The organism is Azospirillum melinis (genome assembly GCF_013340935.1).
GTDB classification, from domain to species: domain Bacteria; phylum Pseudomonadota; class Alphaproteobacteria; order Azospirillales; family Azospirillaceae; genus Azospirillum; species Azospirillum melinis.
This window is the reverse complement of record NZ_WHOS01000001.1, coordinates 234,683-254,653: the sequence shown is the minus strand read 5'-3', so window position 1 is coordinate 254,653 and position 19,971 is coordinate 234,683. Positions and strand designations below refer to the sequence as shown.

Here is a 19,971-nt window from a genome sequence, read left to right as displayed (position 1 = left end):
TGGCTGCCGCGCCCCCTCGCCTGCTGGACGGACGGGGGTGGCGGCGGGCAGCATGGGGCGGTCGCAAATCATTCGTACAGGTATGGGTTCGTGGTCAGCGCAAAGGATGGCGGCGGGAACGGCCCCGGGAATGACGACGAATCGTGGCTCCGCCTGCGGACGGTCGCGCAATGGGCGGGGCTGCTTGCCCTGTCCGCGGCGGCGACGCTGGGTCTCGATGGGGTTGGGCTGCCGGCCGCCTGGCTGATCGGGCCGATGATCGGCGCCATCGCGCTGGGCGTCGGCGGCGCCACCATCCGCGTTCCGGGCTCGGGCTTCACCATGGCGCAGGCGATCATCGGCTGCCTCGTCGCCCATGCCGTCACCTCGTCGATCCTGCTGTCCATCGCACAGAACTGGCCGTTGATGCTGGGAACCGTCGGGCTGACGGTGCTGGTCAGTGGCATCGTTGGCTGGCTGTTCGTCCGCTACGGCAGCCTGCCCGGCACCACCGCGGCCTGGGGCGTGTCGCCGGGTGCGGCCTCCGCCATGGTCGCCATGGCCGGCGACTATGGCGCGGACGTCCGGCTGGTCGCGGTGATGCAATATCTGCGCGTCGTGCTGGTGGTGCTCAGCGCTTCGCTGGTGACACATGCGCTGACCGCCGGTTCGCAGGGTTCCGCCATCCCATTGGCCCCGGTGGAGGCGCTGGACCTGCGCGGGCTGGCGGCGACGCTGCTGGTTGCCGCGGCGGGCGGATGGATCGGCCACCGTTTCCGCATTCCCTCCGGCGCCCTTCTGGTGCCGATGGTGCTGGGCGCGCTGGTCCAGACCGGTGCGGGCGTGACCCTGCAACTGCCGCATGCGCTGCTGACCATCACATATACCGTCATCGGCTGGAGCATCGGCCTGCGCTTTACCCGCGAGGTGCTGAGCCACGCCCTGCGTGCCGTGCCGCAGATGCTGTTGTCGACCGGGCTGATGATCGCCCTGTGCAGCCTGTCGGCCTGGGTGCTGGTCACGCTGCTCCCGACCGACCCGCTGACCGCCTTCCTCGCCACCAGCCCGGGTGGGCTCGATTCCGTGGTGGTGATCGCGCTGGGCAGCGGGGTGGATTTGCCGCTGGTGCTGGCCCTGCAAACCCTTCGGCTTTTCGTGGTGGTGCTGTCGGGGCCGCCGCTGGCCCGCCTGATCGCACGCTACGCCTGACGGTTGCGCGGCGCCATTGCGCCCCGGCGTCCGGCGGACGTATCCTTGATACCCCCCTTTCATGACCGATCCCGGAGTGCCCCGGCAATGACCGACCGTCCCCACCGTCCCGAAACCATCGCCGCCGGTGCCCTGGGCTTTGAGGATGCGGCCAGCGGCGCGGTCATCCCGCCGATCCACCCGTCCACCACCTATGTCCGGGACCCAGACAACGGCTATGGCCGTGGCCGGGTCTATGCCCGCGCCGACAACCCGACCTTCGACATTCCGGCCAAAACCATCACCGAACTGGAGAAGGGCACCGACACGCTGCTGTTCGCCTCCGGCATGGCGGCGGCGACCGCGGTGTTCCAGGCGCTGGACCCCGGCGACCATGTGCTGGTGCCCGACGTGATGTACTGGGCCTTCCGCAACTGGGTGCATGGCCCCGCCACCCGCTGGGGGCTGAAGGTCGAAGGGGTCGACACCAGCGACACCGATGCGGTGCGCGCTGCGCTCCGCCCCGGCCAGACCCGGCTGGTGTGGGTGGAAACCCCGGCCAACCCGCTGTGGACCGTCACCGACATCGCCGCGGTGGCCGAGTTGGCGCACGAGGCGGGTGCCTGGCTGGCGGTGGACAGCACGGTCGCCACCCCGGTGCTGACCCGTCCGCTGGAACTGGGCGCCGACATCGTCATGCATTCGGCGACCAAGTATCTCAACGGCCATTCCGACGTCGTCGCCGGTACCCTGACCGCCGCCCGCAAGGACGAGTTCTGGGCCCGCATCAAGGCGGTGCAGACCCAGCAGGGCGGCATCCTCGGCAGCTTCGAGGCATGGCTACTGCAGCGTGGTCTGCGCACCCTGTTCGCCCGCGTCCGCTGGCAGAGCGACGCCGCCATGGCCCTGGCGGAGCGGCTGTCCGCCCATCCGCGGGTGGCCGAGGTGCTCTATCCCGGCCTGCCCGGCTTCCCCGGCCATGGCATCGCATCGCGCCAGATGAGCGGCGGCTATGGCGGCATGCTGTCCGTCCGCGTGAAGGGCGGCACCCAGGCGGCCATCGATACCGCCGCACGCGTCGAAATCTGGCGCCGTGCCACCTCGCTCGGCGGGGTGGAGAGCCTGATCGAGCATCGCGCCAGCATCGAAGGGCCGAGTTCTCCGGTGCCGGGCGACCTGCTGCGTCTGTCGGTCGGCCTGGAGTCGCCGGACGACCTCTATGAGGATCTGTCGCAGGCGCTTGGGCAGGGCTGAAGAGGGCCCACATCCCGCCGCCCGCAGGCCAGGGCGGCGGGACATATCGACGCGGCACGGCGGAGCTTGCGCATTTCCGAGTACCCCCAACGCGGATAGGGCTTGACAGTGAGAATGATTCGCGACGTTATTCGCTGAGAATAAGTCGCACTTGCTGTCATTACCGACCACCGACGTTCGAGGAGACCTCCATGTCGAAGCGCGCTGCCGGCTTCGCCGCCGTAGCCGTCGTTGCCCTGCTGCCGTACGGTGCCCAGGCTGCCGGTCCGGCCTACAAGGACGTGGCGAAGAACTACGCCGACATCGCCCATGCCGCCTATGAGGACGCCACCAACGGCGCCAAGGCGCTGAAGAAGGCGGTGGATGCCCTGGTCGCCAATCCGACCGAGGACAATCTGGCGAAGGCGCGCGACGCCTGGAAGGCCGCCCGCGTTCCGTACATGCAGACGGAAGCCTTCCGCTTCGGCAACCCGATCGTCGATGAATGGGAAGGCAAGGTGAATGCCTGGCCGCTGGACGAGGGCCTGATCGACTATGTCGACGAGGGCTATGCCGGCGGCGAGAGCAACCCCTACGCCAAGGCGAACGTCATCGCCAACCCGAAGATCACGGCCGGCGGCAAGACCATCAACGCCTCCAAGATCACCAAGGACCTGCTGACCGACAAGCTGCACGGCGCCGGCAAGGTCGAGGCGAACGTCGCCACCGGCTACCACGCCATCGAATTCCTGCTCTGGGGCCAGGATCTGCACGGCACCGGTCCGGGTGCGGGCGAGCGCAAGGCCACCGACTACGGCAAGGGCAAGGACTGCACCAACGGCCATTGCGACCGCCGCATCCAGTATCTGAAGGTCGCCACCCAGATGCTGGTCGACGACCTGTCGGAAATGACCGCCGATTGGGCCGCCAAGGGCAAGGCCCGCGCCTCCATCGCCAAGGCGCCGGAGAGCGAAGGCGTCGGCCGCATGCTGACCGGCCTGGGTTCGCTGAGCTATGGCGAGCTGGCGGGCGAGCGCATGAAGCTCGGCCTCATGCTGCACGATCCGGAAGAGGAGCATGACTGCTTCTCCGACAACACCCACAACTCGCACTATTACGACGAAGTCGGCATGGTGAACGTCTACAACGGCAGCTACAAGCGCACCGACGGCAAGACCGTTTCGGGTGCCTCGCTGTCGCAGCTGGTCGCCGCCAAGTCGGCCGACGCAGACGCCGCGGTCAAGACCGCCATGGCCAACACCATGAAGGCGATGCAGGCGATCAAGGACACCGCCGACAGCGGCAAGATGGCCTACGACCAGATGATCGCCGCCGACAACGACGAGGGCAACAAGCTGGTGTCCGCCGGCATCGACGGCCTCGTCGCCCAGAAGAAGGCGCTGGAAGGCGCCGTCGCCGCGCTCGGCGTCTCGGTCGAGGTCAAGGGCTCCGACAGCCTCGACGACCCGTCGAAGGTCGGCAAGTAAGCACGCCTACCCGGCTCCGGTCCCCGCGCCCTTCCGCGCCTGACCGTTTTCCCAGAGCTTCCCTTCCGGGCCGACCCGGCGGGGGATGGCTAAGGGACCGGAGCCGGCTTGTATCCTGCCTGAAGTTTTTTGGACCGCCGTCATGCCGCATCGCCCCGCCTCCGCCCTGTCCCGTCGCACCCTCCTGCGCGCCGGGGGTGCCGCCATCGCGGCGACGGCGCTGGGCGGAACCGGCCTTGCGGCCCCCGATGTCGGGGCACTGAAAGCCGGCCTCGCCGGCCCGGCGCCGGTCACCGCGGCCGGTGACTTGGTCGAGGTCGAACTGATCGCCAAGCAGCGGATGCTGCGCATCCTGCCGGAACCGGCCGGGCCGTCGCCGCTGATCACCTATGCCGACAGCTTTCCCGGCCCGATCATCCGTATGCGCAAGGGCCAGCGGCTGCGCGCCACCCTGGTGAACGGGCTGGACGAGCACACCTCGATCCACTGGCACGGCATCCGCCTGCCGAACCTGGAAGACGGCGTGCCCTATCTGACCCAGCCGCCGACCAAGCCGGGCGAGCGCCACGTCTATGAATTCACCCCGCCTGATGCCGGGTCCTTCTTCTTCCATCCCCACTGCAACACGGTGGAGCTGCTGGGCCGCGGCCTTGCCGGCGTGCTGATCGTCGAGGAGCCGGACGCGCCGAAGGTCGATGCCGACGTCGTCTGCCTGGTCAAGGACTGGCAACTGGACAAGACCGGCACGTTCGGCACCTTCATGACCGACCGCGGTGCTTCCCGCGCCGGCACCTTCGGCAGCGTGTCGACCGTCAACGGCGCCATCGAACCGGTGATCGAGGTCCCCGCCAACGGCGACATCCGCGCCCGCCTCTACAACATCGACAGCACCCGCGTGGTCGATCTGCGGGTGGAGGGAGCCGAGGCCTGGATCGTCGCGGTCGACGGCAATCCGCTGCCGCCCCGCCCGCTGGACGGCTGGCCGATGGGGCCGGCCATGCGCATCGACGTGCTGTTCCGTGCACCGGCCAAGGCCGGCCAGACCCTGCGGCTGACCAACGTCTATTCGGCCGAACCCCGGCCGCTCGCCACCTTCCGCGCCGTTGGACCGAGTCTGCCCAACAAGCGCTTCAAGCCGCGCGCCCTGCCCGCTTCCGCCATCCCGGAGCCGGACTTGAAGGACGCGCCGATCATCCCGATGGCCTTCTCCGCCACAGCGGTGGCACAGAGCTTCGACGCGGCGGCTCTGCCCGGCCTGCCCTATGCCGACGCGCTGTGCCTGTCGGCGAAGACCTTCTGGGCGATCAACCAGCAGAGCTGGCCGGAGGGCGGCCATGAACGCCTGCCGCCGCCGCTGGTCACGCTGGAGAAAGGCCGGAGCTACATCTTCGAACTGGCCAACCTGACGCCGCACCTGCATCCGATCCACATCCACGGCTACACCTTCAAGGTGCTGTCCTCCGATGCCCGCAAGGTGGTGCCCCACCATGCCGACACGGTGCTGCTGGAGCCGAAGGAACGTCTGCGCGTCGCCATCAAGGCCGATAACCCCGGCGACTGGATGTTCCACTGTCACATCATCGAACATCAGGACACCGGCATGATGGGATACATCCGCGTTGCTTGAGATGCTCCGAGGCAAAACAGAACTCGATCCGACGGCATCCAGTTCCCGTCATCCCCGCGAAGGCGGGGAGCCAGATTTTTCCACGAGTGTCGCCATGCAGACCCTGGATCCCCGCCTTCGCGGGGATGACATTTCGAGTTGGAAGAGTGTAGTCCGTTCTGCCAGCCTGACCGCCCTGCTGCTCCTCGCCGCCCCCACTGCCGCTCACGCTGCCGACAGCCTCGACAACCGCATCGGCGAGGCGCTGTTCCGCCGCATGTGGGTGGCGGCGCCCACCGCGACGCAAGCGGCGGACGGGCTCGGTCCGCTCTACAACGCCCGCTCCTGCGCCACCTGCCATCCGCGTGGCGCCGGCGGCCGGCCACCCGATCCGGCGGTGAAGGACGACCAGGGCGTCGGCTATGCGATCAAGCTGAACGCCGACCCGGTCTATGGCCGGCAGATCCAGTCCAACGCCATTCCGGGCCAGCTGGTCGAAGGCCGTCCCCGCGTCACCTACCGCGAGAAGACGGTCCGCTTCCCCGACGGCGAGACCGTCCGGCTGCGCCACCCGACGCCGGTGATCGAGGATCTCGGCTATGGCCCGCTGGCCGAAGCGACGGTGATGTCCGCCCGCGTGCCGCCGCGCGTCCACGGCATGGGCCTGCTCGACCGCATCCCGGCCGACGCCATCGAAGCCGAAGCCGCCAGACAGGCCGCCTCCGGCGGTCCGGCCGCCGGGCGGGTGAATTACGTGACGGTGGACGGCAAGCGGCAGGTCGGCCGCTTCGGCTGGAAGGCGATGCACCCCACCCTGGACCACCAGGATGCGGAGGCCTTCAGCCTCGACATCGGCATGTCGACCCCGGCCTTTCCGGAGCCCTGGGGCGACTGCACCCCGGCACAGACCGCCTGCCGCAATGCGCCGCACGGCGATTCCAAGCAGTTCGAGGGGCTTGAGATCCCCAGCACCGTCATCGGCCTGATCGACGGCTACCTGCGCGACCTGCCGCCCGACGGCAGCCTGGAGGCGGCGAAGGACAAGGCCGGCACCGCGCTGTTCGCCGACACCGGCTGTGCCGCCTGCCACCGTCCGTCCTGGCGCACGGGGGAGGATGCCGAGCATCCGTCGCTGTCCAACCGCGACATCTTCCCGCACAGCGACATGCTTCTCCACGACCTCGGCCCCGGATTGGGCGACCGGCTGCCGATGGGCGAGGCGAACGGATCGGACTGGCGCACCACGCCGCTGTGGGGCCTGAACCGGCTCGCGGCCAAGGATGGCCAGCTGTCGCTTTTGCATGACGGGCGCGCCCGCAGCGTCGCCGAAGCGATCCTGTGGCATGGCGGCGAGGCGGAAGCGGCCAAGGACCGCTTCAAGTCTCTGCCGGGCAAGGACCGGAAACGGCTGGTGCGTTACGTGCTGGGTTTGTAAAGGAAGGGTGGGGGTTCGTTCCACGTCAAAGGCAGAAGGGATTTGATCGTATGCGACGCCGCATAGTGCTGGGACTGATGTCGGCCGCCGCCGCCGTGGCGGCCCTGCTGCCGCGGACGCCGGCCTTCGCCGCCCGCCAGTCGGACAAGGATGCCGCCTTCCTGGGCGGCATGGTCCGCACCCATGCCCTGCCCCGCTTCGATGCGCTGGTGGCGGCAGCCACCGCCTATGTCGATACGCTCGACCGCTTCGCCGCCGGCCCCACCGCCGCCGGGCTTGAGGAGGCGCGCGCCGCCCATTTCAAGGTGACCGATGGTTGGGCGGCTGTGCAGCATCTGCGCCCCGGTCCGCTGACCATGAATCTGCGGGCCGACCGCATGTCGTTCTGGCCGGAACGGCCCGGCGTGGTCCAGCGCCAGATCGGCCAGATCCTGCGCGACCATGACCCCAAGCTGCTGGAGCCCGGCGCGCTGGCCCGCCAGAGTGCGGCCGTCCAGGGGCTGACCGTGCTGGAGCGGCTGCTGTTCGACGAGGGCGTCGCCGCCGACGGATTCACCGGTAGCGATGCCAAGCTGTATCGCGCCAGGCTCGCCGCCGCCGCCGCCCGCAACATCGCCGCCATCGCCACCGATGCGCGCGACGGCTGGAAGGAACTGGAGGCGCCGCTCGCCGCCGGTCAGGCGACCGTACTCGGTCCGACCGCGTCCGAAGCAGTGAATACGCTCTATGCCTCCGCCATCACCGCGATGCAGGTGGTGCTTGATCAGAAGCTGATGGCCCCGCTCGGCGCGAGCATCGAGGATGCCAAGCCGACGGTGGTGGAGGCGCTGCGCAGCGGCCGGTCGCTGCGCAATGTCGTGCTGAATTTGGAGGGGCTGCGCGCCCTGCTGATGGGCGAGCATGGCGGTCCGGGCTTCGTTTCGCTGCTGCCCGCCAACGACGACGGCGCCACCGCCAAGCAAGCCATCGATGAAAGTTTCGCCGCCGCGATCAGCGCGGTGGAAGCAATCCCCGGCCCGCTGAACAAGGCGGTGACCGACCCCGCCACCCGCAAGAAGACCGAGAGCGCGCTGCGTCTGGTCAAGGCGGCGCGGGTGGAGATGCTGGGTACGCTGGCGCCGTTGCTGGACATCACGCTGGGCTTCAACGAACTGGACGGAGACTGACGATGGCGGTCGACCGCAGGAACATCCTGAGCCTGCTGGCCGGGAGGGTTTTCGGGGGGCGTGTGCTGTCGGGCGCCGGCCTGTCGGGCGGGCTGCTGGCCGTGCTGACAGGCAAGGCCCATGCCGCCGATGCCGGCACGCTCTACCTCAACGCCTATGCCACCGCCGGGGCGGAGCCGAGCTTCGGCGTTGCGGCGCTCGACCGGACCGGCAAGGTGCTGTTCACCACCGCCACCCCCGGCCGCGCCCATGGCATCATGCCCCGGCCCGGCATGGCGGAGGCCGCCGTCTTCGCCCGCCGGCCCGGCCGCTGGTTCCAGACGCTGTCGCTGGCGGACGGCACCCCCGGCCCGGTGGTGCGGGCGCCGGATGACCGCCGCTTCACCGGCCATGGCGACTATTCCGCCGACGGACGCACCCTCTTCGTCGCCGAGGACGACGTTCCGCGCGAAGAGGGTGCCATCGGCATCTATGACGCCACCGACAATTACCGCCGCATCGGCGCCATCCCCACCCATGGGCTGGGGCCGCACGAGCTGATCCTGATGCGCGACGGCACGACGCTGGCGGTCGCCAATGGTGGCGTCATCACCCACCCCGACACCGGCCGGGCCAAGCTGAATCTCGACAGCATGGACAGTTCGCTGACCTATGTCGAGGCGGCGACCGGCAAGCTGCTCGACAAAGTGCGGTTGCCGGAAGAGCACGCGAATCTCGGGATGCGCCACATCGCCCTGCTGGACGATGGCGGGATCGCCTTTGGCGTGCAGGACGAACGGCCCATCGGCAAGCTTCAGCCGCTGACCGGCGCCCACCGTCCCGGTGGAGGCGCGATCCGCCTGTTCGACACGCCGGAGGATGTGCTGTCGCGCATGCAGGGCTATATCGGCAGCGTGGCGTCGGACGGCAGAACGGTGGCGGCCAGCTCGCCGATGGGCGGGATCATCGGTCTGTGGGATGCGTCGAGCGGAGCATGGCTGGGCTCCACCGCGCTGGCCGACGGCTGCGGTCTGGCACCGAACGGCGAGGGCTATCTGGCGACCAGCGGGCTCGGTGTGATCGAGCCGGTGTCGACGAACGCCGAGGCGGGTCCGGAGCGCAAGGCACCGGCCTTCCGGTGGGACAACCACCTGACGCGGCGGGTGGCCTGACGCGAAGCGTCGAAGCAGCGGGCGCTTCGCCCCCTGCCCTATCGGGCCCATCACCCCAGCAGTGCCGCCGCATGGTGGCGCAGATGGTCCTCGATGAAGGTGCTGATGAAGAAGTAGCTGTGGTCGTAGCCCGGCTGCATCCGCAGCGTCACCGGGTGACCGACTGCCTCCGCCGCGGCGACCAGCGCCTCCGGCTTCAGCTGTGCCTCCAAGAAACCGTCGCGGTCGCCCTGGTCGATCAGGATCGGCAACCGCTCGGTCGCGGTCGTAATCAGCGCGCAGGCGTCCCATTCCAGCCAGCGGTCGCGGTCGGGCCCTAGATAGCTGCCGAAGGCCTTCTCGCCCCAGGGCACCGCCGCCGGGTTGACGATGGGGGCGAAGGCCGACACCGCCTTGTAGAAGCCCGGATGCTTCAGCGCGCAGACCAGCGCGCCATGTCCGCCCATCGAGTGGCCGGCGACCGACCGCCTGTCTGTGACCGGATAGTTGGCCTCGATCAGCGCCGGCAATTCCCGCGTCACATAGTCGTGCATCCGGTAATGGCGCGCCCACGGTTCCTCGGTCGCATCGACGTAGAATCCGGCGCCGAGCCCGAAATCCCAGGAATTGTCGGGGTCGCCGGGCACCCCCTCCCCGCGCGGGCTGGTGTCGGGAGCGACGATGGCGAGGCCAAGCTCCGCCGCGACGCGGAAGGCGCCGGCCTTCTGGGTGAAATTCTCGTCGGTGCAGGTCAGTCCCGACAGCCAGTAGAAGACCGGCACCGTGGCGCCGGCCTCCACCTGCGGCGGCAGGAAGATTGCGAAGGTCATCTCGCAGTCCACCGCCGCGGACAGGTGCCGCACCCGCTTCAGCCGGCCGCCGAAGACGCGGGTTTCCGACAGTGTGGTGAGGGGATCGGTCATGGATACGCCTTTTGAAAAACGATGGCCGAAAGGCTCCCTCCGGTCCCGGTAAAGGGAACGGCAGAGGGAGCCACCGTCACCTCACTGGTTGTACAGGATAACCGAGCGGATGCTCTTGCCCTCATGCATCAGGTCGAAGGCGTGGTTGATGTCCTCCAGACCCATGGTGTGGGTGATGAAGGTGTCCAGCTCGAACTCGCCGCGCAGGTAACGCTCCACATACTCCGGCAGTTCCGACCGGCCCTTGACGCCGCCGAAGGCGGAGCCGCGCCAGACGCGGCCGGTGACCAGCTGGAACGGACGGGTGGCAATCTCCTCGCCGGCGCCGGCGACGCCGATGATGACCGACTCGCCCCAGCCCTTGTGGCAGCATTCCAGGGCGGCCCGCATCACCTTGACGTTGCCGATGCACTCGAAGCTGTAATCGACGCCGCCGTCGGTCATCTCGACCAGAACTTCCTGGATCGGGCGGTCGAAATCCATCGGGTTGACGACGTCGGTGGCGCCGAGCTGCTTGGCGATCTCGAACTTCGACGGGTTGACGTCGATGCCGATGATGCGGCTGGCCTTCGCCATGGTGGCGCCGATGATGGCCGACAGGCCGATGCCGCCCAGGCCGAAGATGGCGACGGTCGAGCCCGGCTCCACCTTCGCGGTGTTCATCACCGCACCCATGCCGGTGGTGACGCCGCAGCCCAGCAGGCAGACCTTCTCCAGCGGCGCCGCCTTGTTGATCTTGGCGAGCGCGATCTCCGGCAGCACCGTGTATTCGGAGAAGGTCGAGGTGCCCATGTAGTGGGCGATCTCCTTGCCCTTCAGCGAGAAGCGGCTGGTGCCGTCCGGCATCAGGCCCTTGCCCTGGGTGGCGCGGATCGCCTGGCACAGGTTGGTCTTGCCGGACAGGCAGAATTTGCACTTGCCGCATTCCGGCGTGTAGAGCGGGATGACGTGGTCGCCGACCGCCACCGACGTGACGCCCGGACCTACCTCCACCACCACGCCGCCGCCCTCATGGCCGAGGATGCAGGGGAAGACGCCTTCGGAATCCTTGCCGGACAGGGTGTAGGCGTCGGTGTGGCAGACGCCGGTGGCGACGATGCGAACCATCACCTCGCCGGCCTTGGGGGCCGCAACCTCGACCTCTTCGATCTCCAGCGGACGGTTGGCTTCCCAGGCGACGGCGGCGCGCGACAGAACCATGTGGGTTTCCTTCCCCAAATCGGATTGGCCCCGAGAACGGGTTTGCCCCGTCGGCGGGTTTGCCAATGAGGATTGGCATTTGATTTCCGCAGTGTAGACCGCGACCGGTCATTGCCAGAACGGCGATTTCGGGAATAGATTTTTGCCGTACGGGGATAATGGCCGGATGGCCCTGGGAGAATGACCGTGAGCGGCTGGGACGGCATCGACGAATTCGTGGCGGTGGCGGAAACCGGCAGCTTTTCCCGCGCGGCGGAGCGGCTGCGCGTCTCCTCCTCCCATGTCAGCCGCAGCGTGGCGCGGCTGGAGGACCGGCTTCAGGCCCGCCTGTTCTACCGTACAACCCGCAAGGTCAGCCTGACCGAGAGCGGGCGTGCCTTCCTGGCCCGCTGTCGGCGGCTGGCGGAGCAGCGCGACGACGCCTTCCTGGCGGTGGGCGCGTTGCAGGGGGGCAGTGACAGCGATGTGAAGGGCGTGCTGCGCATGACCTGCGCAACCGCCTATGGCGAGCAGTTCGTCATGCCGCTGATCAATGACCTGATGGAGCGCCATCCGCAGCTGAGCATCGAGGTGGAACTGACCAACCGGCAGCTCGATCTGGTGCAGGAGGGGTACGATCTGGCGATCCGGCTCGGCCGCCTCAGCGAATCGAGCCTGGTGGCGACGCGCATCGCCCCGCGCGTGATGCATCTGTGCGCCGCCCCATCCTATCTGGAGCGCCACGGCTGTCCGGACAGCCTGACCAGCCTTGCCACCCACCAGTGTCTGGTCGGCACCTCCGACCACTGGCTGTTCGACGACAGCGGCCAGGACTGGCTGTTCCGTCCGCGGGGCCGCTGGCGCTGCAACAGCGGCTTCTCGGTGCTGGACGCGGCGCTGCGCGGGTTCGGGCTGTGCCAGTTGCCGGACTATTATGTGAAAGATCCGGTGGCGGAGGGACGGCTGGTTTCCCTGCTGGACCGCCACCGGCCGCCCAACACGGCGGTGTGGGCGGTCTATCCGCAGAAGCGCCACGTGCCGGCGAAGGTGCACGCGGCGATCCGGCACCTGAAGGACGGGCTGGCACGTCGGCAGGAGTACCGGTGACGGCGGACGCTCGTCCTCCGGCCAGCCTCAATCAGCCGTGATGGCGCAGATAGGCGCGCGGGTCGCACTCCTCCCCCAGCGCCATGGCGCGGGCGCGGTGGATATGCTGCATCAGAACGTCGCGGAATTCCTGCGCCGTCAGGTCGCTCCATTCCGGCGTCTCGTTGGCGAAGGTCATCTGCGCGGCGGTTGCCTCGAACAGGCGCAGCCATTCATCGGCCTTGCCGGCCGGATCCTCGTCCTTGCGGAACATCTCCGCCATCATCTTGGTCATCAGCGTGCCAAGGGCCAGCAGGTTCACATGCAGCAGCATGTTGCCCAGCATCACGTCGGGCTTTTCGTCGAGCATGGATCGGTCACTCCGGGCGATGTCATGACCGATCCACGGACGGGGCGGCGAAAGCTGGCGCGGATTCTTTGAATAGATGGAAAAAGAAAGGCCCCTCCCCGCGGAAGCGGAGAGGGGCCAGTTTCGGGAGGACGCCCGAGAGGAAAGGGATGACAGTCAGGCGTGCGCGCCGGCCTGCTGGACCGCCGGCTTCGGCGCCGCGGCTGCGGCGGCGACCGGCTTCTTCAGGATGCGCAGGGCGACGGCGGTCACCACCGTGCCGACCACCAGGGCCACAACGTAGCCGAGCAGATGCGTCACCGCGTTGGGGATCGGCAGGACGAAGACGCCGCCATGGGGAACCTTCAGCTCCGCCCCCACGGCCATCGACATCGCACCGGTCAGCGCACCGCCGATCATCAGCGCCGGAATGACGCGCAGCGGATCGCGGGCGGCGAAAGGAATGGCGCCTTCGGTGATGAAGGCGATGCCCAGCACCGCGGCGGCATTGCCGGCCTCGCGCTCCTCCGCGGTGAAGCGGTCGGCGAACAGTTTGGTGGCGAGCGCCAGACCCAGCGGCGGCACCATGCCGGCAGCCATGGCGGCGGCCATCGGCGTGTAGACCTGGGACGCGATCAGGCCGGTGGAGAAGGCGTAGGCCGCCTTGTTGACCGGACCGCCCATGTCGAAGGCCATCATCGCCCCGATCAGCAGGCCGAGCAGGATGGCGCTGCTGCCCTGCATGCCCTTCAGCCAGGCGCTCATCCAGGCCAGTGCCTCGGCGACCGGGGTGCCGACGACATAGATCATCAGCAGGCCGGTCAGCAGCGAGCCCAGCAGCGGCAGGATCAGCACCGGTTTCAACCCTTCCAGGTTGCGGTGCAGCTTGATGTGGCGGTTCAGGAAGGCGGTGCCGTATCCGGCGATGAAGCCGGCGACGATGCCGCCCAGGAAGCCGGCACCGATGCTGCCGGCCAGCATGCCGCCCACCATGCCGGGGGCGATGCCGGGACGGTCGGCGATGGAATAGGCGATGTAGCCGGCCAGCGCCGGCACCATCAGGGCAAAGGCGCCCTTGGCACCGATCTGGAACAGGGCATAGCCCAGCGTGCCGGCGTTGGATTCCTCGTAGACGTAGATGCCGCCCAGCGCGAATGCCAGAGCGATCAGCAGGCCGCCCGTCACCACGAAGGGCAGCATGAAGGACACGCCGGTCATCAGATGCTTGTAGGGGCCGGTGCGCTGGGCCGAACGCTCGGCCTTGCCGGCGGCGACGGCATCGGCCAGCGGAACCGCACCGCCGGCGGCGCCATGGGTCTTCGCCTCGGCCAGGGCACGGTTAACCAGGGCCTTGCCGTCATTGATGGCGGGCTTGGTGCCGCTGAGGAATACGCGCTTGCCGGCGAAGCGGGACAGGTCGATCTGGGTGTCGGCGGCGATGAGCACGACGTCCGCCTCGCGGATCTCCTCGTCGGTCAGGGTGTCGCGCGCACCGACGGAGCCCTGGGTTTCCACCCGGACCTTGTGGCCGAGCGCGGTCGCCGCCTGCTGGATGCCCTCGGCCGCCATGAAGGTGTGGGCGATGCCCGTCGGGCAGGAGGTGATGGCGACGATCCGGCGCGGACCGGCCGCGGTGGGCGCAGCCGTGGACGCGGCCGCGGAAAGGGCGGACGCGGCGGAGGACAGCGCTTTCTCCAGCACGGCGGCGGGATTGCCCAGCACCTCGTCGAGCGAGGCGGTGCTGCGCTTCAGCGTGGCGAAGCGCCCGTCGTCGAAGTCGCCGCTGCCGATCAGGATCAACCCGTCGGCCGTGGACGGCGCAGCGGCGTCGAGCGGAGACTGGATGCCGAGGCTGGTGCGGATCTCCACCTGGATGCGGTGGCCGGCCTTAGCCGCCGCCTTGCGCAGGGCCTCGGCCGCCAGAACGGCCTGGGTGGTAAGATCGCCCGCCGCGATCACGGCCAACAGGGTTGCCATTGTTTCCTCCTGGCGGGTTCGAGCCCGCGCCTGTCACTGCGTTGGTTTCAGTCCGATGGTGTCGGAAATCTCAGTCGATTGGGGTCAGGGCCACCTGTGCCACGAGCGACCGCACCGTCGCCGGATCGGGCAGGTTGGGACCGAAGCAGCCGAGCTTGGCGGCGGCGAAGGCCACCGATAGCCGGGCGACATCCTCCAGTCCGCAATCCTGCTGAAAGGCGGCGATCAGCCCGGCCACCATCGCGTCGCCCGCCCCGACGGTGCTGAGCGCCTGGACCGGCGGCAGCCGGCCTTGCAGGGCACGGGCGCCATCGACGAACAACGCGCCGTCCGCCCCCAGCGACACCACCACCACCGACACGCCGCGACGATGCAGATCGCGAGCCGCATCGAGCAGGTCGGCATTCGTCGGCAGCGGCCGGCCAGCCCAATCCTCCAGCTCGTGCCGGTTGGGCTTGATACAGTGGGGCAGCGCACCGGTGGAGGCCAGCGCCGCCGCCAGCGGCGCCCCGCTGCTGTCCAGCACGACACGGGCGCCGGCCGCCGCCAGATCGGCGGTCAGGGCGGCGTAGGCGTCGGCGGGCAAGCCTTCCGGCAGGCTGCCGGCCAGAAGCACCGGCGTGCCCGGCTCCACCAGCCCCAGCACGGTCTCGCGGACGCGGTCGACAGCGGCCGCATCGGCGCTCAGGCCCGGCAGGTTGATGTCGGTCGTGTCATTGGCCGCGAGGTCGGCGATCTTGATGTTGACGCGCGTCTCGCCCGGCAACCGCAGGAAGGCGTCGGCGATGCCTTTGGCCTGGAACAGCGCCTCGAAAGGCGCGGCGTTGCCGGTGCCGAGCAGGCCGGCGGCAGCCACCGGCGTTCCCCAGTCGGCAAGGCAGCTGGCGACGTTCACGCCCTTGCCGCCTGCATTGTGGCGAACCGCCTTGGCGCGATGGACGCTGCCGGGCTTCAGCGCCTCGACCGTGATGGTCTGGTCGATGGCCGGGTTCAGCGTGACGGTGACGACTGATTTCAAGCCGGATTTCGTCATGACGCGTCCCCTTCCAGCGCCCGCACCTCGTCGGAGGACTCGCAATCCAGCGCGCGCTGGGCCAGCGCCCGCAGGCCGGCGAGGTCGCTGTCGCGCAGCTTGTCCTTGACGCCGGGGATGTCGCGCGGGGTCATCGACAGTTCGCGCACGCCGAGACCCGCCAGCAAAGCGGCGCCGAACGGGTCGCCGGCGATGCCGCCGCAGACGCCGACCCAACGGCCGTGCTTTTCCGCCCCTTCCACCGTCAGGCGGATCAGGCGCAGCACCGACGGGTGCAGGCTGTCGGCCTCCGCCGCCAGTTCGGGGTGCTGGCGGTCGATTGCCAGCGCGTACTGCGTCAGGTCGTTTGTACCGATGGAGAAGAAATCGACATGGCGAGCCAGGATGTCGGCCTGGATGGCGGCGGCCGGCACCTCGACCATGATGCCCAGCGGCACGGCCGGAGCGTCCAGCTCGGCCCGGATGCGGTCGCAGACGGCGCGCAGCGTCTCGATCTCGCGCAGCGTGGTGATCATTGGGAACATGATCAGCAGCGCGCCCGGCTTTGCTTCTTTCGCGGCGCGGTAGAGTGCGCGCAGCTGCGGCTCCAGCAGTTCGGGATGGCGCAGCAGCAGGCGGGCACCGCGCACGCCGAGGAAGGGGTTTTCTTCATGCGGCAGTTGCAAATGCGGGACCTGCTTATCGCCGCCGATGTCGAGCGCGCGGACGATCAGCGGACGGCCGTCCAGCGCCTCCAGCATGGCGCGGTAGGTCTGGTACTGCTCCTCCTCGCTCGGCGCATCGCCGCGTTCCAGGAACAGGAACTCGGTGCGCATCAGGCCGACGCCCTCGCCGCCCTGCGACAGGGCCATCGCCACCTGATCGGGACGGTTGACGTTGGCACCGATCTCCACCGTGTGGCCGTCGCGGGTGCGGGCGGGCAGGCTGCGCCGCTCCTCCTGCTGGGCCTTCCTGATGCGCTGCTCCTCGATCCAGCCATGGGCGGCGGCGATGTCGGCGTCGGAGGGCTCCAGATAGAGGCGGCCGGACTGGCCGTCGAGAATGGCGGTGGTGCCGTTGGCGAGCCCGGTCAGCGCCGGACCGCCGGCGACCATCGCCGGCAGGCCGAGCGTGCGCGCCAGGATGGCGGTGTGGGAGGTCGGGCCGCCCTGTGCCGTCGCAAGGCCGATGACGCGGCCCATGTCGAGGGCGGCGGTGTCGGACGGCGACAGGTCGTCGGCGACCAGGATGCAGGGGGTGTCAGGCAGGTCGCGGATCGAGCCGCCGCGCAGGTCCGGATCGATGCGGGTCAGCACCCGGCGGCCGACATCGCGCAGGTCGGCGGCGCGGCCGGCCAGCACCGGGTTCGGGTTGGCGGCGAGCCTGGCGGCGCTGCGCTCCACCGCCTCGTTCCACGACCAGCCGGGACCATGCCCTTCGACCATCAGCTGGCAGGCCAGCGTGATGACGTCTGTGTCGTTCAGCAGCTCCGCCTGGGCGGCGAAGATGCCGGCTTCGGCCGGACCCAGCCGGCGGGCGGTGTCGTCGGCCAGCGCCTTCAGCTGCTGGCGCGTCAGGTTCAGCGCCTCATGCAGGCGGTTGCCCCCCTCCAGCAGCGGGGCCGGACGGTCGGGAACGGTCAGGTCGGCCTTCGGCATCACATGGACAGGGCCGATGGTCAGGCCCGGGCTGGCGCCGATGCCGGCAATCACGGGCATCTCGCGGCCGCCATTTGCGACGGCAGCCGGCGGGGTCCAGCCCTGCACCACGGCCTTCGCCTTGCGCGCCGCGGCGGCGGCATCCGCCTTTTCCCGCGCGCTGAGACCGGTGATGGTGGCGCGCAGCCGGTTCAGCACCGCGCGGGCGTCTGACCCGTCGGCGGACACGGTGACGCGGTCGCCCGGACGCAGGCCCAGTTGCAGCAGCGCCACCAGCGTCTTGCCGTCGGCGCTCTCTTCGCCGTGGCGGACACGGACCCGGCCGGACGCGGCACGGGCACTCTCGACCCAGGCGGCGGCGGGGCGGGCATGCAGGCCGGTCGGATAATCGACCACCCACTCGAAGCTCTCGGCAAGATCGCCGGCGTCTGCGGCGGAGGGTGTCGGCGATGCGGTCTCGTCGGACAGCGCGGCGACGAGGTCGGCAGGGTTGCCGGTGGTGAACAGGGCAGCCAGCCGCGCCTCGTCCTGCATCAGGCGGGTCAGGCGGCGCAGGATGGCGATGTGGGCATCGGACTGGGCAGCGATGGCGACGATCAGCCGGGCGGTCTGCCCGTCGTTCCACACCACGCCGTCCGGCACCTGTAGAATCGCGATGCCGTTGCGGCGGACCAGATTGCGGTCGTCCACCATGCCGTGCGGGATGGCGACGCCATGGCCGAGGAAGGTGTTCGCCACCGTTTCGCGCCGGATCATGCTGTCGGCATAGGCGGGATCGATGCAGCCCGCCGCGATCAGCAGCTGCGCCGCCTCGCGGATCGCCGCCTCCTTGCCCGCCGGAGCGGCGCCGAGGCGGATCAGATCGGGGGGAAGGCTCAAGGGGTGCGTGTCGGTGAGCATGGCGACCGTCTCCTCCGCGGGCTTTTGTATGTGCTGTTAAACGGAGTGAAAACGATTACAGTCCGGCTGTCAACGCTTGTTGCGTTGCAACATATGGGTTTTTATGGATGAACGGCTTGTCAGGCGGACAAAAATAAACGATGTTTTGCCGAGGTCGATGGAAACGTTTTCAGAAAATACCCCGCCCTGGTCATCTTCGGCCCATGCGGCTAAGGTCGCTTCCCCAATCGGGGCATCCTTCCACACGATCGGTCTGGACATGAGCGTCTCGGGAAAAACCGCCGGCATCAAGGACGTGGCCCTGGCTGCCGGCGTGTCGGTCGCCACCGTGTCACGCGTGCTGAGCAACGGTCCGGTCAGCGACACCCTGCGCAAGCGGGTGGAGGATGCGGTGCGCGCCACCGGCTACCGCCCCAACCTGTCGGCGCGGCGGTTGCGCTCGCAGCATTCGCAGACCATCGGGCTGGTGGTGTCCGACATCCGCAACCCCTTCTTCACGGCCGTCAGCCGCGCGGTGGAGGATGCGGCCTACCGTGCCGGCATGCGCGTGATCCTGTGCAACAGCGACGAGAATCCCGAACGGGAGGAACTGTACCTCCGCCTGATGCAGGAGGAGCGGATCACCGGCCTGATCTTCGCCCCCACCCGGGCGACGCTCGACCGGCTGGACGGGCTGGACCTCGATTTCCCCGTCGTGCTGATCGACCGCAACGCGCCGACCGGCCGTCACGATGCCGTGGTCCTCGACAACCCGCGTGCCGCGGCGATGCTGGTGGAGCATCTGCATGCCCAGGGCTATCGCCGCATCGCCGGCCTGTTCGGCAACACCAGCACCACCGGCCAGGAGCGCCATGAGGGCTACCGTGCCGCCATGACCGCCCGCGGACTCGCCCCGGCGGCCCGCTTTCTCGTCCCCCATGCCGATGCGGCGGAAGAGGCGGTGGTGGCGTGGATGTCGGAGCGCGACCGGCCGGAGGCCTTCATCGTCAGCAACAGCCTGTTCCTGATGGGCGTGGTCAAGGCCGCCCGCCGGTTGCGCCTGCCGATTCCGGACGGGTTGGCGGTCGCCGGCTTCGACAACGAACCCTGGACGGAACTGGTCGGTCCCGGCCTGACCGTCATCGAACAGCCAGTGCAGGACATCGGCCAGTCCGCCATGGCCCTGCTGTTCGAACGGTTGGAGGCGCCGGACCGCCCCAGCCGCCGCCTCATTCTCGGCGGCACCTGCATCGTGCGCGGCTCCACCGCCGCGCGGATGGCCGCGGCCGACTGAAGACACCCATCAATGGCGTCAGGCGGCGGTCCGACGACGCCATGCGGCGGGGCACAATGGCGCCTCCCCCTCCCCTCCCGTGTGCGACCGGCCCGGCAACGGGCTAATCCCGATGCCGGAATATGGGCTTCGCCGATAACCGGTGTCCGAAAGATACGATAGGTCTGACAATCTCCGCCAACGGATGTTCAAAGAAAAATACTCCCCTGGTGTGTGGGAAGAACAGTTCCGAAAGCGGCGTTGACCCTGGACCAACACCCCACTACCGTCCTGTTTGCAACGCACAACAAAAATGCGCGTCGGATCAAATAACGGCCGCATTTTACGATTGTTCCTCTTCCCGATAACTTTTGAATTCATCGGACAATGTTGGCAAGGCCAACTATTTTC

The 19,971-nt window shown here is 68.8% G+C and carries 16 protein-coding genes; 9 read left to right on the top strand and 7 right to left on the bottom strand.

Going from position 1 to position 19,971, the window contains the following annotated elements; all coding sequences use genetic code 11:
* Positions 1–90: 90 nt before the first annotated feature.
* The 7 genes from GBZ48_RS01115 to GBZ48_RS01085 all read left to right on the top strand — a co-directional run bounded on the left by GBZ48_RS01115 (position 91) and on the right by GBZ48_RS01085 (position 9,245).
* Positions 91–1,188, top strand: coding sequence for an AbrB family transcriptional regulator (locus tag GBZ48_RS01115; RefSeq protein WP_343049070.1), 1,098 nt, complete (start codon positions 91–93; stop codon positions 1,186–1,188).
* 87 nt (positions 1,189–1,275) lie between these two features.
* Positions 1,276–2,421 carry a trans-sulfuration enzyme family protein gene (locus GBZ48_RS01110; protein WP_174469290.1) on the top strand — a complete coding sequence of 382 codons (1,146 nt, stop codon included), beginning with the start codon at positions 1,276–1,278 and terminating at the stop codon, positions 2,419–2,421.
* A 191-nt stretch (positions 2,422–2,612) separates the two neighbouring features.
* Positions 2,613–3,887, top strand: a complete 1,275-nt coding sequence (locus tag GBZ48_RS01105; protein WP_174469289.1) for an imelysin family protein — start codon at positions 2,613–2,615, stop codon at positions 3,885–3,887.
* Between the two features lie 142 nt (positions 3,888–4,029).
* Positions 4,030–5,514, top strand: coding sequence for a multicopper oxidase family protein (locus GBZ48_RS01100; protein WP_174469288.1), 1,485 nt, complete (start codon positions 4,030–4,032; stop codon positions 5,512–5,514).
* Positions 5,515–5,608: 94 nt separating this feature from the next.
* Positions 5,609–6,928 carry a di-heme oxidoredictase family protein gene (locus GBZ48_RS01095; protein ID WP_174469287.1) on the top strand — a complete coding sequence of 440 codons (1,320 nt, stop codon included), beginning with the start codon at positions 5,609–5,611 and terminating at the stop codon, positions 6,926–6,928.
* A gap of 50 nt (positions 6,929–6,978) precedes the next feature.
* Positions 6,979–8,094 (top strand): imelysin family protein, encoded by a 1,116-nt coding sequence (locus GBZ48_RS01090; RefSeq protein WP_174469286.1) that lies wholly within the window; start codon positions 6,979–6,981, stop codon positions 8,092–8,094.
* 2 nt (positions 8,095–8,096) lie between these two features.
* Positions 8,097–9,245 (top strand): DUF1513 domain-containing protein, encoded by a 1,149-nt coding sequence (locus tag GBZ48_RS01085; RefSeq protein WP_174469285.1) that lies wholly within the window; start codon positions 8,097–8,099, stop codon positions 9,243–9,245.
* Between the two features lie 50 nt (positions 9,246–9,295).
* On the opposite strand, the gene fghA is transcribed toward GBZ48_RS01085, so the two are convergent.
* A complete protein-coding gene (fghA, locus tag GBZ48_RS01080; protein WP_174469284.1) occupies positions 9,296–10,147 on the bottom strand; it encodes an S-formylglutathione hydrolase in 852 nt (283 codons plus the stop codon).
* An 81-nt stretch (positions 10,148–10,228) separates the two neighbouring features.
* A complete protein-coding gene (locus tag GBZ48_RS01075) occupies positions 10,229–11,347 on the bottom strand; it encodes an S-(hydroxymethyl)glutathione dehydrogenase/class III alcohol dehydrogenase (RefSeq protein ID WP_098738560.1) in 1,119 nt (372 codons plus the stop codon).
* Between the two features lie 180 nt (positions 11,348–11,527).
* On the opposite strand from GBZ48_RS01075, the gene GBZ48_RS01070 reads away from it, so the two are divergent.
* On the top strand, positions 11,528–12,433 hold the full coding sequence (locus GBZ48_RS01070) for a LysR family transcriptional regulator (RefSeq protein ID WP_211105582.1): 906 nt from the start codon (positions 11,528–11,530) through the stop codon (positions 12,431–12,433).
* 31 nt (positions 12,434–12,464) lie between these two features.
* Here the strand turns inward: GBZ48_RS01070 and GBZ48_RS01065 are convergent, their stop codons facing one another.
* From GBZ48_RS01065 to GBZ48_RS01045, 5 genes are all read right to left on the bottom strand, one after another.
* Entirely contained in the window at positions 12,465–12,782 is a 318-nt protein-coding gene (locus GBZ48_RS01065) for a hypothetical protein (protein WP_174469282.1), read from the bottom strand.
* 156 nt (positions 12,783–12,938) lie between these two features.
* Positions 12,939–14,738 carry a fructose-specific PTS transporter subunit EIIC gene (locus GBZ48_RS01060; protein ID WP_174469281.1) on the bottom strand — a complete coding sequence of 600 codons (1,800 nt, stop codon included), beginning with the start codon at positions 14,736–14,738 and terminating at the stop codon, positions 12,939–12,941.
* Between the two features lie 70 nt (positions 14,739–14,808).
* On the bottom strand, positions 14,809–15,771 hold the full coding sequence (gene pfkB, locus GBZ48_RS01055; protein WP_174469280.1) for a 1-phosphofructokinase: 963 nt from the start codon (positions 15,769–15,771) through the stop codon (positions 14,809–14,811).
* Positions 15,768–18,308, bottom strand: coding sequence for a phosphoenolpyruvate--protein phosphotransferase (gene ptsP, locus GBZ48_RS01050; RefSeq protein ID WP_174469279.1), 2,541 nt, complete (start codon positions 18,306–18,308; stop codon positions 15,768–15,770). The genes pfkB and ptsP overlap by 4 nt, the downstream gene beginning before the upstream one ends.
* A 69-nt stretch (positions 18,309–18,377) precedes the next feature.
* Positions 18,378–18,569 (bottom strand): hypothetical protein, encoded by a 192-nt coding sequence (locus tag GBZ48_RS01045; RefSeq protein WP_174469278.1) that lies wholly within the window; start codon positions 18,567–18,569, stop codon positions 18,378–18,380.
* Here GBZ48_RS01045 and GBZ48_RS01040 point away from each other — a divergent pair.
* Positions 18,568–19,581, top strand: a complete 1,014-nt coding sequence (locus tag GBZ48_RS01040) for a LacI family DNA-binding transcriptional regulator (RefSeq protein ID WP_174469277.1) — start codon at positions 18,568–18,570, stop codon at positions 19,579–19,581. The genes GBZ48_RS01045 and GBZ48_RS01040 overlap by 2 nt on opposite strands.
* Positions 19,582–19,971 lie beyond the last annotated feature (390 nt).

What these genes read in the sequence shown, in the direction of transcription:
- GBZ48_RS01110 (WP_174469290.1), top strand. Translation starts at nt 1,276, where the DNA reads ATGACCGACCGTCCCCACCGTCCCGAAACCATCGCCGCCGGTGCCCTG.
- GBZ48_RS01105 (WP_174469289.1), top strand. Translation starts at nt 2,613, where the DNA reads ATGTCGAAGCGCGCTGCCGGCTTCGCCGCCGTAGCCGTCGTTGCCCTG.
- GBZ48_RS01100 (WP_174469288.1), top strand. Translation starts at nt 4,030, where the DNA reads ATGCCGCATCGCCCCGCCTCCGCCCTGTCCCGTCGCACCCTCCTGCGC.
- GBZ48_RS01095 (WP_174469287.1), top strand. Translation starts at nt 5,609, where the DNA reads ATGCAGACCCTGGATCCCCGCCTTCGCGGGGATGACATTTCGAGTTGG.
- GBZ48_RS01090 (WP_174469286.1), top strand. Translation starts at nt 6,979, where the DNA reads ATGCGACGCCGCATAGTGCTGGGACTGATGTCGGCCGCCGCCGCCGTG.
- GBZ48_RS01085 (WP_174469285.1), top strand. Translation starts at nt 8,097, where the DNA reads ATGGCGGTCGACCGCAGGAACATCCTGAGCCTGCTGGCCGGGAGGGTT.
- fghA (WP_174469284.1), bottom strand. Translation starts at nt 10,147, where the DNA reads ATGACCGATCCCCTCACCACACTGTCGGAAACCCGCGTCTTCGGCGGC.
- GBZ48_RS01075 (WP_098738560.1), bottom strand. Translation starts at nt 11,347, where the DNA reads ATGGTTCTGTCGCGCGCCGCCGTCGCCTGGGAAGCCAACCGTCCGCTG.
- GBZ48_RS01070 (WP_211105582.1), top strand. Translation starts at nt 11,528, where the DNA reads ATGACCGTGAGCGGCTGGGACGGCATCGACGAATTCGTGGCGGTGGCG.
- GBZ48_RS01065 (WP_174469282.1), bottom strand. Translation starts at nt 12,782, where the DNA reads ATGCTCGACGAAAAGCCCGACGTGATGCTGGGCAACATGCTGCTGCAT.
- GBZ48_RS01060 (WP_174469281.1), bottom strand. Translation starts at nt 14,738, where the DNA reads ATGGCAACCCTGTTGGCCGTGATCGCGGCGGGCGATCTTACCACCCAG.
- pfkB (WP_174469280.1), bottom strand. Translation starts at nt 15,771, where the DNA reads ATGACGAAATCCGGCTTGAAATCAGTCGTCACCGTCACGCTGAACCCG.
- ptsP (WP_174469279.1), bottom strand. Translation starts at nt 18,308, where the DNA reads ATGCTCACCGACACGCACCCCTTGAGCCTTCCCCCCGATCTGATCCGC.
- GBZ48_RS01040 (WP_174469277.1), top strand. Translation starts at nt 18,568, where the DNA reads ATGAGCGTCTCGGGAAAAACCGCCGGCATCAAGGACGTGGCCCTGGCT.
- GBZ48_RS01045 (WP_174469278.1), bottom strand. Translation starts at nt 18,569, where the DNA reads ATGTCCAGACCGATCGTGTGGAAGGATGCCCCGATTGGGGAAGCGACC.